The organism is Streptomyces sp. NBC_00820 (assembly GCF_036347055.1).
Lineage (GTDB): Bacteria > Actinomycetota > Actinomycetes > Streptomycetales > Streptomycetaceae > Streptomyces.
Map to the genome: position 1 here is coordinate 4,639,588 of NZ_CP108882.1, position 12,497 is coordinate 4,652,084.

At 70.5% G+C, this 12,497-nt stretch carries 13 protein-coding genes and 1 rRNA gene; 11 read left to right on the plus strand and 3 right to left on the minus strand.

Annotation, left to right across the window (positions count from 1 at the left end):
• The first annotated feature begins 26 nt into the window (after positions 1 to 26).
• From rrf to OIB37_RS21015, 10 genes are all read left to right on the plus strand, one after another.
• Positions 27 to 143, plus strand: a 5S ribosomal RNA gene (gene rrf, locus OIB37_RS20970).
• A 71-nt stretch (positions 144 to 214) separates the two neighbouring features.
• On the plus strand, positions 215 to 859 hold the full coding sequence (locus OIB37_RS20975) for an HAD family hydrolase (RefSeq protein ID WP_330459142.1): 645 nt from the start codon (positions 215 to 217) through the stop codon (positions 857 to 859).
• 93 nt (positions 860 to 952) lie between these two features.
• Positions 953 to 1,702, plus strand: a complete 750-nt coding sequence (locus OIB37_RS20980; RefSeq protein ID WP_330459143.1) for a VC0807 family protein — start codon at positions 953 to 955, stop codon at positions 1,700 to 1,702.
• Positions 1,703 to 1,795: 93 nt separating this feature from the next.
• Positions 1,796 to 3,013 carry an MFS transporter gene (locus OIB37_RS20985; RefSeq protein WP_330459144.1) on the plus strand — a complete coding sequence of 406 codons (1,218 nt, stop codon included), beginning with the start codon at positions 1,796 to 1,798 and terminating at the stop codon, positions 3,011 to 3,013.
• On the plus strand, positions 2,964 to 4,136 hold the full coding sequence (locus OIB37_RS20990) for an acetoin utilization protein AcuC (protein WP_330459145.1): 1,173 nt from the start codon (positions 2,964 to 2,966) through the stop codon (positions 4,134 to 4,136). The genes OIB37_RS20985 and OIB37_RS20990 overlap by 50 nt, the downstream gene beginning before the upstream one ends.
• A 162-nt stretch (positions 4,137 to 4,298) precedes the next feature.
• Positions 4,299 to 5,114: a phosphatase gene (locus OIB37_RS20995; RefSeq protein ID WP_330459146.1), complete on the plus strand. Its 816-nt coding sequence runs from the start codon at positions 4,299 to 4,301 to the stop codon at positions 5,112 to 5,114.
• Between the two features lie 129 nt (positions 5,115 to 5,243).
• On the plus strand, positions 5,244 to 5,456 hold the full coding sequence (locus OIB37_RS21000) for a helix-turn-helix domain-containing protein (RefSeq protein ID WP_004984898.1): 213 nt from the start codon (positions 5,244 to 5,246) through the stop codon (positions 5,454 to 5,456).
• 132 nt (positions 5,457 to 5,588) lie between these two features.
• A complete protein-coding gene (locus OIB37_RS21005) occupies positions 5,589 to 5,687 on the plus strand; it encodes a 30S ribosomal protein bS22 (RefSeq protein WP_003948845.1) in 99 nt (32 codons plus the stop codon).
• 283 nt (positions 5,688 to 5,970) lie between these two features.
• A complete protein-coding gene (locus tag OIB37_RS21010) occupies positions 5,971 to 7,032 on the plus strand; it encodes an NAD-dependent epimerase/dehydratase family protein (protein WP_330459147.1) in 1,062 nt (353 codons plus the stop codon).
• Positions 7,033 to 7,046: 14 nt separating this feature from the next.
• Positions 7,047 to 8,102, plus strand: coding sequence for a lysophospholipid acyltransferase family protein (locus OIB37_RS21015; RefSeq protein WP_330459148.1), 1,056 nt, complete (start codon positions 7,047 to 7,049; stop codon positions 8,100 to 8,102).
• A 142-nt stretch (positions 8,103 to 8,244) separates the two neighbouring features.
• On the opposite strand, the gene OIB37_RS21020 is transcribed toward OIB37_RS21015, so the two are convergent.
• From OIB37_RS21020 to OIB37_RS21030, 3 genes are all read right to left on the minus strand, one after another.
• Entirely contained in the window at positions 8,245 to 9,468 is a 1,224-nt protein-coding gene (locus OIB37_RS21020) for a DUF5667 domain-containing protein (protein ID WP_330459149.1), read from the minus strand.
• Between the two features lie 235 nt (positions 9,469 to 9,703).
• A complete protein-coding gene (locus tag OIB37_RS21025; protein WP_330459150.1) occupies positions 9,704 to 10,507 on the minus strand; it encodes an ECF subfamily RNA polymerase sigma factor, BldN family in 804 nt (267 codons plus the stop codon).
• 525 nt (positions 10,508 to 11,032) lie between these two features.
• Positions 11,033 to 11,956 (minus strand): HAD family hydrolase, encoded by a 924-nt coding sequence (locus OIB37_RS21030; protein ID WP_330459151.1) that lies wholly within the window; start codon positions 11,954 to 11,956, stop codon positions 11,033 to 11,035.
• 94 nt (positions 11,957 to 12,050) lie between these two features.
• On the opposite strand from OIB37_RS21030, the gene OIB37_RS21035 reads away from it, so the two are divergent.
• Positions 12,051 to 12,332: a glutaredoxin family protein gene (locus OIB37_RS21035; RefSeq protein WP_330459152.1), complete on the plus strand. Its 282-nt coding sequence runs from the start codon at positions 12,051 to 12,053 to the stop codon at positions 12,330 to 12,332.
• Positions 12,333 to 12,497: the final 165 nt, after the last annotated feature.

Sequence of the window (12,497 nt, forward strand, 5' to 3'; positions counted from 1 at the left end):
GCGGCAGTTCAACAGTTTCATAGTGTTTCGGTGGTCATAGCATGAGGGAAACGCCCGGTTACATTCCGAACCCGGAAGCTAAGCCTCATAGCGCCGATGGTACTGCAGGGGGGACCCTGTGGGAGAGTAGGACGCCGCCGAACAATTTTTGAGAAAACCCCCGCATCGAAAGATGCGGGGGTTTTCTGCGTTCCGGGTCCTTTAGGGTCGGGGCATGCGCTATGACCTCATCATCTTCGACAACGACGGTGTCCTCGTCGACAGCGAGCCGATCTCCAACCGGCTGCTGGCCGCCTATCTGACCGAGCTCGGGCACCCGACGTCGTACGAGGACTCCATCCGCGACTACATGGGGTCGGCGATGCACCGGATTCACGACCTGGTGCTGGAACGGACGGGGGAGCGGCTGCCGGACGACTTCGACGACGTCTTCCACGCGCGCGTGTTCGCCGCGTTCGAGCGGGATCTGCGGCCCGTGGCCGGCGTCGACACCGTGCTGGGGAAGCTCGCCGCGGACGGGGTGCCGTACTGCGTGGCGTCCTCCGGGAGTCACGACCGGATCCGGGTGGGACATCGGGCGGCCGGGATCGACCGGTGGTTCGAGGAGAGCCGGATCTTCAGCGCCCAGGACGTCGGGCGGGGCAAGCCGGCCCCCGATCTCTTCCTGTACGCGGCCGAGCGGATGGGCGTCGCCCCGGAGCGGTGTCTCGTCGTCGAGGACTCCCCGCTGGGCGTGCAGGCCGCCGTGGCGGCCTGCATGGACGTCTACGGGTTCACCGCGATGACACCGGCGGACCGGCTGACCGGGGCCGGGCAACTCTTCGCCGACATGGGGGAGTTGGCTGACCTGCTGGTGTGACCGCAGCCACCGTCGGGTGCCTGACATTTGTCATGCGGACCTCCGGACGATCGTTTCTACCGGCGGACCCCCTCCGGCGGCGAAGCTGAGGGCATGACGAAGAACACGGGGAACCAGAAGCGGATCAGCAAGAGCCCGAGGCCGCTGGACAGCTTCAAGCCGCTGCTCGTGGACATCGCGGTGCCGCTCGGCTCGTACTACCTCTTCAAGGACGCCTTCGGCATGAGCACCTTCGCGGCGCTCGCCTGGAGCAGCGTGGTGCCGGCGGCGCGGACGGTCTGGGGCCTGGTGAAGGAGCGCAGGGCGAACGGGCTGGCGGGGCTCATCCTGGCCGTCAACGTCGTCTCCCTGCTGCTCAGTCTCGTCTCCGGCGACCCGCGGCTGATGCTCGCCAAGGACGGCGTGGTCAGCAGCACGGTCGGCATCGGCATCCTGGTCTCCGTGGCGCTCGGCCGCCCCATGATGACCGCCGGCCTGAAGCCCTTCCTGGTGAAGGGTCAGGCGGTCAGGGAGGCCGCCTGGCAGCGGCTGGCCTCGGGTGCGGCGGCCGGTTCGGCCGACTTCCTGCGCAAGGAGCGGACGTTCTCCGTGGTGTGGGGCGTGGTCCTGCTCACCGAGTGCGTGGCGCGGGTCGTGGGCGCGTACACGATCCCCGTCGACACCATGGTCTGGCTCGGCGGAGTCATGGCGGCCGTCGTGATGGGGATGACCTTCGTGGTCAGCGGCGCGGTCGCCGCCGGACCGATGGAGCGGATGCTCGCCGCCGAGGTGGAGGCCGAGGTGGAGGCCGAGGTGGAGGCCGGGGAGCGGGCCGCGCGGACCGAGGTCGCGGTCGCCGCCTGACCCGCCACCACAGCCGAAGGCGGCGGAAGGTGAGGGAAATTCATCTTCGGCCGGATCTACCCACCGGTATCCCGGGGCCCTACGCTCGCCGCCATGACTGATGTGCTGCGGCGCGGCAGGGCCTCGCTGGCGTTCGGTTTCTTCGCCCAGGGCGTGACCTTCGCTCTCCTCGTGACGCGCATCCCGGCCATCCAGAGCCGGTACGGCGTCTCGGACGCGCTGCTGCCGGCATTCCTGGCGGCCGTGCCCGTCCTCGCCGGCGTCGGCAGCGTGACCACCGAGCAGCTGGTGAAGCGAGTCCCGCCCAGTCGGGTGCTGCGCTGGTCCCAGCCGGTGGTGCTGCTGGCGCTGCTCGGCGTCGGGGCGGGTGACCGGGTCGCCGGACTGGCCCTCGCGCTGGGTGGGTTCGGGCTGGCCGTCGGCGCGCTGGACGCCTCGATGAACATGCTCGGGGTGAGCCTTCAGCGGTCGTACGGGCGCAGCATCATGCTCAGCTTCCATGCCGCCTTCAGTCTGGGCGGGATCCTCGGGGCCTCGCTGGCCTGGCTGGGGGCGCACTGGCAGCTCGCGCTGTGGGTGTCGTATCTGCCGGTGGTGGCCCTGTTGCTGCCGGCCGTGCTGGTGGGCAGCCGGTGGTACGTCGACGGTGAGCCGGAAGCCGTGACGGCCGAGCCGGGGCCGGGCGGCGGCGGGGGTGTGGTGTTCCGGCTGCTGCTGCCGCTGTGTCTGGTGATGACCTTCGCCTACATCGGGGACTCGACCGTCTCCAACTGGAGCGCGAAGTACCTGAAGGACGTGCTGGGCGGTTCGGAGCAGCTGGCGACCGTGCCGTACAACGTGTACATGGTGACCACGCTGGTGGGGCGGGCCATCGGGGACCTGGGGGTGCGGCGGTTCGGGGCCGTGGCGGTCGTGCGGCTGGGGACGCTGGTGGCGGCCGGCGGGTTCGCGGTGGTGGCCTCGGCGCCGGGGGCCTGGGTGGGGATGCTCGGGTTCACCCTGCTGGGGCTGGGGCTGTGTGTGCTGGTGCCGCAGACGTTCGCCGCGGCGGGGAGGCTCTTTCCCGGTGCCTCGGACGCGGCGGTGGCCCGGCTCAACATCTTCAACTATGTCGGATTCCTGGTGGGTTCGCCTTTGGTGGGGGCGTTCGGGGACGCGTGGAGCTACCGGGGGGCCATGCTCGTGCCGATGGTGTTGGTGCTGGTCACGCTGGTGTATGCCAGGTCGTTCGCGGCTCAACCGGACCGATACGGTGGCGGGCATGAGCGGCCGCGCACAGCTGATGTGGGACGAGGCAGTAACGGGCTATGACTTCGGCCCGAACCATCCGATGGATCCGGTCCGGCTGGAGCTGACCCGCAGACTCGTGGGGGCCTTCGGGCTCGACCGGGAGATGGACGTCGTCGCGGCGAGGCCGGCCGGGGAGTCGACGCTGCGGCTGGTCCACCGGGAGGACTACATCGACGCGGTGAAGGCCGCGTCGGCGGATCCGCGGTCGGCGGACGGGTCGTACGGGCTCGGCACGGTCGACGATCCCGCGTTCGCCGGGATGCACGAGGTGTCCGCGCTGATCGCGGGGCAGTCGGTGGCGGCCGCGGAGGCGGTGTGGCGGGGGGACGTCCAGCACGCCGTGAACTTCGCCGGCGGACTGCATCACGCGATGCCGGGGGGTGCCTCGGGGTTCTGTGTCTACAACGACGCCGCGCTGGCGATCGCGCGGCTGCTGGAGCTGGGGGCCGAGCGGGTCGCCTATGTGGATGTCGACGTGCACCACGGGGACGGGGTGCAGGCGGCGTTCTGGGAGGATCCGCGGGTTCTGACGATCTCGCTGCACGAGCATCCCCGTACCTTGTTCCCGCAGACCGGGTGGCCGCAGGAGACGGGGGCGGGGCCGGGCGAGGGTGCGGCGGTGAATCTGGCGCTGCCCGCCGGGACCGGTGACGCGGGATGGGTGCGGGCGTTCCACGCGGTGGTGCCGGAGCTGCTCGCGGAGTTCCGGCCGCAGGTGGTGGTCTCGCAGCACGGGGCCGACACCCATTTCGAGGATCCGCTGGCGCATCTCGCGGTGTCGCTGGACGCGCAACGGGCCGTGCAGGTGGCCTGCCACGAGCTCGCGCACGAGTACGCCGACGGGAAGTGGGTCGCGCTCGGCGGCGGGGGATACGCGGTGGTGGACGTGGTGCCGCGGTCGTGGACGCACCTGGTGGGGATCGCCGCGGGGCGGCCGGTGGCTCCGGAGACGGTGATTCCCGAGGGGTGGCGGCAGGAAGTGTACGCCCGGACACGGCAGTTGGGGCCGATGCGGATGACCGACGGGCGTTGGCCGGTGGCCTGGGCCTCGTGGGAGGAGGGGTACGACCCCGCCGACCGCCTGGACCAGGCCGTACTGGCCACCCGGCGGGCGGCGTTCCCGTTGCGGGGGCTGCTGCCGTGAACCCGCCCGGGGGGCGGTGTCCCCCCGGAGGGTGACGGTCTGCCGGGCCCGCCCGGACGTCCTCGCCCGCAACGCGCCCGCGGGAAGGCGTCGTTACGCCAACCGTGCGTTCTTTCGGCGTTCCGGCTTCGGCGCGCGGCCGCGTGGGCGACCATCGCACCCGTGTGGGACACCGGTGGTCTGCGTGCGCACCTGCTTGCTGCCGGGCTTGCCGGGGTGGTGGGTACCTCCCGGGAGGTCAGTCTTCGGAGCTACCGGCTGTTCGCGGCCCGGGATCCTCGGGTGTTGATCGGGATCGACCCCGAAGGAACCTGGGGAATGCGGGAATTGCTCACTTTGATGGCCGAGCGGTGTGGGGTTTCGGCTGATCCGGGGCACACTTCCGGTCGGGATGTGATCGACCCGGAGCGTACGCTGGCGGCGCTGGACGCCTTCGCGGAGCGGATCCGGGGTGCCGCCAGGCAGGGTGTGCCCGTGCTGTTCGGCACCGGACACCCGCAGCGGCTGCTCGGCTTCTACGCCGGCTTGGCGGACGCCCTGTCGGCGGCGGGGTGTGAGGTCCTCACCCCCGCGCAGGGTCACTGTGTCGACATATTGACCCGGTTCGGTCTACGTACGTTCCGCCTGGACTACGTGCGGGGCGTCGCGCTGATGCGGGAACCCGGGGCCGGGCGCCCCGGTCGTGAGCCGGGCGTGCACAGCCATTCCCCGCTCCCGGTTCGGCTCGCTCTGGCCGCGGCCGCCGAGTCCGGCGGCCCCTTGCCCGGGCTGGTGATCGGTGACCACGGGTGGGTCTGCGGCGCAGGTCAGCTGGGGTTCGAGGCGATCGGGCTGGCGGACACGGATGATCCCGCGCCGTTCGTCGGGGAGGCCGAGGGGGCAGTGTCCGTCGTCGTTCCACTTGATGACGGGGTGCGGTCGGTTTCCTACCGTCCGCTCACCCGCTACGTACTCAAACGAGCGTGTCTGTCACAGTAGGCCTGCGATGGGTGCACCTCTTCCCCACTCGCATCACACGCCCCTACATTGGGGAGTGAGCACGCAACGACGAAGAGTCACCGGAAGGGGAAGCCGGTGGCCGTCGAGTGCGGAAGGTTCAGGTGTGTCATGGCTGCAGCTGGCGAGAGGCCTCTGAACGAGGTTCAGTTCCTTACCGTGGCGGAGGTCGCCTCGGTGATGCGAGTGTCGAAGATGACCGTGTACCGGTTGGTGCACAGCGGTCATCTGCCCGCGATCCGGGTGGGGCGGTCCTTCCGCGTCCCGGAGCAAGCGGTTCACGAGTACCTTCGCGAGAGTTATGTGGGGGTGGAGACTGCCTGACGGCGCTTCCGGGAGACCCTGCGATCACCTCGATTACACCCTCAGCGCTCGGGCGGGTAGGCTAGCCCCTCGTAGGTCGTATGGGCCCATGGCGCCCAACGCCGAGTGATGAGAAGTGAGCGAGGGTAAGTCGTGGGCTCTGTTATCAAGAAGCGGCGCAAGCGGATGGCCAAGAAGAAGCACCGCAAGCTGCTCAAGCGCACGCGCGTTCAGCGTCGCAACAAGAAGTAAGCGACGCCGCGAGAGCGTTCCTGTGGCCTCCCACCCGTGTGGTGGGGGGCCACAGGCATGTCCGGGGGCTGTCTCGCACGACCGTCGCGCACCACCGTCGGGCACGGTCCCGGTCCGGCCGTGCCTTTCGGTTCCGGCGGCCCGACTGGTGCGGACCGGGGAAATTCCGTCACCTCGCGCATCGGGTGGCCATCACAGCGCAACATCCACCCGCTAAGTTGGCGCACACGGGGAACGCGGCAGGAGCAGGTTTCGCACGGGATCGGGAAGGAAGGCGCTGATCTTGGGGAAGGTCGTGCTCGTCACCGGAGTGGCCCGGCAGCTGGGCGGCCGGTTCGTGCGGCGGATCCAGCGGGACCCCGAGGTGGACCGGGTGATCGCCGTGGACGCGGTGCCGCCGGCGCACCACCTCGGCGGTGCCGAGTTCATCCAGGCCGACATCCGGCAGTCGGCGATCGCCCGGGTGCTCGCGGAGACCGGTGTCGACACGGTCGTCCACCTGGACGTGACCGGCACCGCGCTCGGCGGCGGCAGCCGGGCCACGGTCAAGGAGACCAACGTCATCGGCACCATGCAACTGCTCGGTGCGTGCCAGAAGTCGCCGGCCGTGCGGCGGCTGGTGGTGAAGTCGAGCACGAACGTGTACGGGTCGGCGCCGCGTGATCCCGCCGTGTTCACCGAGACGACCCCGCCCAAGTCGCTGCCCAGCGGCGGCTTCGCCAAGGACGCCGTGGAGGTCGAGGGGTACGTGCGCGGGTTCGCGCGGCGGCGGCCCGACGTCGCCGTGTGCGTGCTGCGGTTCGCCAACATCCTCGGGCCGACCACGGACACCCCGCTCGCCGGGTTCTTCTCGCTGCCCGTCCTGCCGACCGTGTTCGGCTACGACCCGCGGCTGCAGTTCGTGCACGAGGACGACGTCGTCGAGGTGCTGCGGATCGCCTCGCACGAGCCGCGCCGCGGGACGCTCAACAGCGGGACCTTCAACATCGCCGGGGACGGCGTGCTGCTGCTGTCGCAGTGCTCACGGCGGCTCGGGCGGCCCACCGTGCCGCTGCTGCTGCCCGCGGTCACCTGGGCCGGTTCCCTGGTGCGTACGCTCGGTATGACGGACTTCTCGCCGGAGCAGATCCGGCTGCTCACCCATGGCCGGGTGGTGGCCACCGACCAGATGCGCGAGACGCTCGGGTTCGAACCCAGGTACACGACGGCGGAGACGTTCGCGGACTTCGCGCGCGGCCAGGGCCCCGGGCTGCTGCCGCCGGAGGCCCTCGCGGGGGCCGTCGACCGGATCGCCGCGCTGGCCGTACAGGGCGGCGGCCGGCCCCCGAAGCCCAGCGCCAACTGAGGAGCGCAGCAACGATGGCGGATGCCAAGGTCATTCCGTTCGACGACGACCGGTCCCGCGGGAGCGCCGTGCCACGGCCGTCGCGGCGCCGGAGCGCGGGCGGCAGGCGCGGCGCGGCCGGGGAGGCCGCGCAGGTCGGCGCGGTCCAGCCGCTGCCCGCCAGGGCCGTTCCGCAGGATGATGAGACGGTGACCCGGGAGGAACAGCCGGCCGCGGAGCCGGGCGACGGCGGCGGCCTGGAGCGGCGCGTCGCGAGTGGCCTCGCCTTTCTGCGCCGCCGGCTGACCGGGGACTACGACGTCGACGACTTCGGTTACGACGAGGAGCTGACCGACCAGGTCCTGATGTCGCTGCTGCGGCCGGTGTACGAGAAGTACTTCCGGGTCGAGGTGAAGGGCATCGAGAACATCCCGGCCAAGGGCGGCGCGCTCATCGTCGCCAACCACTCCGGGACGCTGCCGCTGGACGGCCTGATGATGCAGGTCGCCGTGCACGACCACCATCCCGCGGACCGGCACCTGCGACTCCTCGCCGCCGACCTGGTCTTCGTCCTCCCCGTGGTCAACGAACTCGCCCGCAAGCTGGGCCACACCCTCGCCTGCACCGAGGACGCCGAACGGCTGCTGGGGCAGGGCGAGCTGGTCGGGGTGATGCCGGAGGGCTTCAAGGGCATCGGCAAGCCCTTCAGCGAGCGGTACAAGCTCCAGCGGTTCGGCCGGGGCGGGTTCGTCTCCACCGCGCTGCGGCAGGGTGTGCCGATCATCCCGTGCTCGATCGTCGGGGCCGAGGAGATCTATCCGATGATCGGCAACGCCAAGACGCTGGCGCGGCTGCTGGGTTTCCCGTACTTCCCGATGACGCCGACCTTCCCGTGGCTGGGTCCGCTCGGCGCGATCCCGCTGCCGACCAAGTGGACGATCCAGTTCGGCGAGCCGATCCCGACGGACGGCTACCCGCCGGAGGCGGCCGAAGACCCGATGCTGATGTTCAACCTGACCGACCAGGTCCGTGAACAGATCCAGCACACGCTGTACAAGCTGCTGGTGCAGCGGCGGTCGGTCTTCTTCTGACGACCGGTCCCCGCAGGACCGTGCACGCGTACGGCTGGGCGCACGGGCCGGCTGGGTGCACGCGTACGGGCCGGGGGTGCGTACGACGGTGGGGGCGCCCCTGCTCGGAAAGGGGCGCCCCCACTGTCGTGGCCGAAGGCGGTTAGTGCGCGTCCTCGCTGTCGATGCCCAGGCCGGGCAGCAGGCCCGGCAGGAGCGGTGGCAGCGTGACGTCCGGCTTGCTCGTCGGAGACTTGGGAGCCGACGGGGAACTGCCCTCGGCGCCGGTCTTCGGCGGGTCGAGCAGACCGCCCGTGCTGCCCCCGAGCAGGCCTTCGCCGGTGTCGCCGGTGGCCGAACCACTGGGACTGCCGGGGCTGGCGTGCTTGCCGGAGGACGGGGTGCTGCCGGTGCCGGACGGGGCCGACCGGTGGGTGCCGGAGGAGCCCGTGGGCGGCGTGCCGGAACTTCGCCGCCCGTCGTCGCCGGTCGCGGCGGGCGCCTGCGGGAGCAGGGACTGCAGCGGGGCGACCTCTTCGTCTATGGCGTCGAAGACCGACGACACCTTGTCCTTGACGTCCCCGAGCTGCAGGGGCAGCTTGTCGCTCAGCGCGCTCCAGGCCTCGCGGTGGGACCGGGAGAACGCGGAGAGGGCCTGGATGGGGCCCAGGGACTGCGGGTCGGCCTCGTAGGCGGCGTGCAGCAGACGGTGGCCCTCGGTCACGTCGCGCTGCATGCCGGACAGGGTGCGACGGACCTCGCCGAGGGACTCGTGGTCGAGCTGGGTGCCGCGACCGCGTTCCATCAGCCGCCGGGCCTCGCTCAGCCGGTTGGAGGCCTGGTCGAGGTAGGTCTGGCCGCGCTCGTCGTCACCGTCGCTCAGGTAGTTGAGCCTGAAGTCCTCGATGCCGCGTTTGAGGCCGTACAGCGAGTCGCCGGGCAGTGCGTCGGAGCTGGCGGAGGCGACCCCGCCGAAGGCTCCGGCGGCCACGCCGACGCTGAGCCCGCCCGCGGTGAGCCCCTTCGCCAGCCGGGACCGCGGTCGCAGCTTGCCCAGTGGGCTCGCCCGGTGGGCACCCCTGCCTCTGGCTCTTTGTCCGGGTACCGGCGCGTCCGCCCCGGATCCCTCTTGGAGCATGGCCTCCATCGCGGCCACCAGCTGGGCGCGCTGGACCACCTTGACCTCGGGGTCGAGCTGCGGCCTGGGCAGTGCGCAGAGGCCCGTCGCGAGGGCCAACATCTCGCCCTGCCCGGTCTGTTCCTCGGTGGTCGGCGGTGATCCCGCCGGCGCTGCGGACTGCTCGGCCGCCGTGTCCCGGTCGGACTGCTCCTCCAGGGCCTGGGCGAAGGCGTTCGCCCGCCGGTGGGCCGATACGTTCGCGATCACTGGCGGCACCTCCTCTCGTCATGACGGTCGACTCCCCAGGGGGTCCTGAGGGTTGCACGTCCACGACCAATCCCACTCGATCGAGCGATCAGGGTCGGCCAGGACGTGACCACAGGGAGCCTGTATCCCGCACAACGAGTGGCTCGGCACTTGGGTTACGGACGGCGGATGATCCGATCAGAAAGACAACGCGCCAGCACGGAACGTGAGTTGGACATGGCACTCCGTGGCGGGGTCAGCGGGCGTCGTCCGGCAGGAGCCGGGCGAGGGTGCGCACGGCCCGGTACTGAAGGGTCTTGATCGCGCCCTCGTTCTTTCCCATCACGCGCGCGGTCTCGGCGACCGAGAGGCCCTGGAGAAAGCGGAGGGTCACGCATTCCTGCTGCTGCGGGTTGAGCCGGCGTACGGCGTCGAGCAGGGCGGCGTTGGAGAGGGACTCCAGGACGGAGTCCTCCGGCGAGCGCTCGACCTCGTTGGCGTCGAGCATCTCACCGGTGGTGACCTCCAGGCGGAACCGGCTGGACTTGAAGTGGTCGGCGACCAGGTTGCGGGCGATCGTCACCAGCCAGGCGCCGAAGTCGCGGCCCTGCCAGGTGAACGTGCCGATCCTGCGCAGTGCGCGCAGGAAGGTCTCGCTGGTCAGGTCCTCGGCGGTGGCCTTGCCGCCGACGCGGTAGTAGATGTACCGGTACACGGTGTCGCTGTACTGGTCGTACAGCCGTCCGAAGGCTTCGGCCTCTCCTGCCTGGGCACGCTCGACCAGGTCCATCATCCGGGCGCTGTCACTGTCGGCGGCCGGACGGCGGGCGGTGGGCGTGCCGGTGGAACGGCCACGTCTGCCGACCGCGGCGCCACCTTCGGCCAGTGCGTAGCACGGACCTACGGGCGCGGCGGCGACGGTGGCGAATACGGGGACGGCGGACACGGTGGACACGGTTGACGCGGTGGGGACGAGGCCGCGCAGCGTCTCTTTGACCGTTGCGATTGTTGCGCGCAGCGTAGCCAGGCCCGAGGCGTCAACCCCGACGTGTGGGTACACGGGACTCCCAGAGGCAGAGCTTCCATCACGTGCAGTGCGGGACCTTTCACCCGTCGTAGCGACGGAGGGGTACCGGTTTGCGTCTGAGGAGAATAACGCTTCGTGCAGGCCCTGCTACACCCAGTTGCTCAAATCATCGATTGCGTCGGTTTTGTGGCCGATTGACGGCTCATCAAGACGCCTGATGTGATCGATTGCTGATCGGAAAGGCGCTGGTTTCTGCGAAGGCCGGGGCGGGTCGGACCGGGGGCGCCATAATCCGGGCACCCGCGCGGGACCCTGTGCGAGCCCGCGGCGAGGGGGTTCCGTGGCTGACGCGGGAGTCCCGCGGCTGGCGGGACGACGGAAACGGGCCGGACGCCCGGAAACGGACGCCCGGCCTCCGTGTGATCGCACCCGGTGACGGCCGGGCGGCGGCTCGGTCGCGGTTCAGCGGCGTGCCGACGGTGTGTCAGCGACGCGTGAGCGGCGTACCGGTGGCGGTTCGCCGGCTGTAGCGACTATCAGCGGCGTATCAGTGGCGGTTCACCGGCGGCGCCGGCTCAGCGCGATGGCCGCCACCGTGCCGCCGGCGACCGCGCCGACTCCGGCCGCCGCCGGGATGCCGACCTTCGCCGCCTTGCGGCCCGTGCGGTAGTCGCGCAGGCGCCAGTCCTTCTCGCGGGCGTGCCTGCGGAGTTTGGCGTCGGGGTTGATGGCGTACGGGTGGCCGACGAGCGACAGCATCGGGATGTCGTTGTGGCTGTCGCTGTAGGCGGCGCAGCGGGAGAGGTCGAGGCCCTCGGCGGCGGCCAGCGCGCGTACCGCCTCCGCCTTGGCCGGGCCGTGCAGCGGCTCGCCGACCAGCTTGCCCGTGTAGACGCCGCCGACCGACTCGGCCACCGTGCCGAGCGCGCCGGTCAACCCGAGGCGGCGGGCGATGACCTGGGCGATCTCGACCGGGGCGGCCGTGACCAGCCACACCTTCTGTCCGGCGTCCAGGTGGGCCTGGGCGAGGGCGCGGGTGCCCGGCCAGATGCGGTCGGCCATGTACTCGTCGTAGATCTCCTCGCCGATCGTCTCCAGCTCGGCCACGCGGTGGCCCTTGACGATGGACAGGGCGGAGTCCCGGACGTCCTGCATGTGCTCGGGGTCCTCGACGCCGGCCAGCCGGAACCACGCCTGCTGCCAGGCGAACTTGGCGAGGTCGCGGGTCTCGAAGAACTTCCGCTTGTACAGGCCGCGCCCGAAGTGGAATATCGCGGCGCCCTGCATGACGGTGTTGTCGAGGTCGAAGAACGCGGCGGCCTTGTCGTCGCCGAGGACCGGGAACTGCGGTTCCTGGTCCGGGGAGGTCTGTGACGCCTCCTGGGAGGACTTGCGGGCGGCCTCCGCCGAGGCCTCGCCTGCCAACACGCTCCGCGCCGTGGCGGAGCGCCTACGGGGAGTGAGCCATCCGAGAGCGGCCATGCGGTGAGCATAGCCAGTTTGTTCGGTGGTGCCGGAGCCGAGAGGTTCGAAGGGCGTGAACTCTGCGCGACCGCACCGTTGAGCAGGCGCGAGAATGTCCGCCATGAGCCCCCTTTTCCGGCGGAAGCCCGCCCCTCAGGAGCGATTGGTCACTCTCGTCCGCAAGCCCGGCTGTCACCTGTGCGACGACGCGCAGGCCGTGATCGAGAAGGTCTGCGGCGAACTCGGCGTGCCCTGGGAGCAGAAGGACATCACCCAGGACGCCGAACTCCACGCCGCGTACTGGGAACAGATCCCCGTCGTCCTCGTCGACGGCAGGCAGCACACCTTCTGGCGGGTGGACGCGGGGCGTCTTCGCAAAGAACTGACCGAGTAGTACAAGACTGCGCCGGACGTCGCTTAGGATCGTCGGCGGTTTTGGTCTCGGGGGCGGGATTTCACTAGGAGTGAGTCGCTTTGCCCGCAGGTAGGAGCCCGGTACGGGCGTGCGTGACCCCGGTCACGTTGGCCGGGCAAAACGGACACCATCTTTGTGCACACG

Bases quoted from the DNA above. Each gene is read 5' to 3' on its own strand.
- OIB37_RS21000 (WP_004984898.1), top strand. From the start codon at position 5,244: ATGGCTGCAGCTGGCGAGAGGCCTCTGAACGAGGTTCAGTTCCTTACC.
- OIB37_RS21015 (WP_330459148.1), top strand. From the start codon at position 7,047: ATGGCGGATGCCAAGGTCATTCCGTTCGACGACGACCGGTCCCGCGGG.
- OIB37_RS20975 (WP_330459142.1), top strand. From the start codon at position 215: ATGCGCTATGACCTCATCATCTTCGACAACGACGGTGTCCTCGTCGAC.
- OIB37_RS21035 (WP_330459152.1), top strand. From the start codon at position 12,051: ATGTCCGCCATGAGCCCCCTTTTCCGGCGGAAGCCCGCCCCTCAGGAG.
- OIB37_RS20990 (WP_330459145.1), top strand. From the start codon at position 2,964: ATGAGCGGCCGCGCACAGCTGATGTGGGACGAGGCAGTAACGGGCTAT.
- OIB37_RS20985 (WP_330459144.1), top strand. From the start codon at position 1,796: ATGACTGATGTGCTGCGGCGCGGCAGGGCCTCGCTGGCGTTCGGTTTC.
- OIB37_RS20980 (WP_330459143.1), top strand. From the start codon at position 953: ATGACGAAGAACACGGGGAACCAGAAGCGGATCAGCAAGAGCCCGAGG.
- OIB37_RS21030 (WP_330459151.1), bottom strand. From the start codon at position 11,956: ATGGCCGCTCTCGGATGGCTCACTCCCCGTAGGCGCTCCGCCACGGCG.